The 340-nt window shown below is 33.8% G+C and carries 1 protein-coding gene; it reads right to left on the bottom strand.

Annotated elements, in window-relative coordinates:
• On the bottom strand, positions 1-340 hold a 340-nt coding region (locus tag IU405_RS07825; RefSeq protein ID WP_197438058.1), incomplete at both ends, for a hypothetical protein.

Genomic DNA, 340 nt, shown 5'->3' with positions numbered 1-340 from the left:
GTCTCTAATTCTTCTGTTGTTGCTGGTATTGCATAACCCTTTACCTCTCCTAGATGTTTTTCAAAACTTTCTCCCTTTTTTTCAAAATCAGATTTCCACCCACCACATTGACTACATCTTGCTCCGACCTTCATATCAGCAATTAAATTGTCTCTTTCTTTATAAAGAAGTGCTAATTCCTCTTTTAACTTTTGGATTTTATTTCTCCACTGCGCTTCTAGACTAATAAGTTCGTCTTTGTATTGAGTAATTTTTGCTTTATAACTTTCGTATGTCAAAGCTTTTGATTCAATACTTGTTACATCGCCAATCCCAATTGTTTGTGCGAATGTATTTAAAG

The sequence above is a fragment of the Polaribacter sp. BAL334 genome, assembly GCF_015767435.1.
Lineage (GTDB): Bacteria > Bacteroidota > Bacteroidia > Flavobacteriales > Flavobacteriaceae > Polaribacter.
Note: the sequence above shows the minus strand (reverse complement) of the source record. Positions and strands in the feature narration are given on the sequence as shown.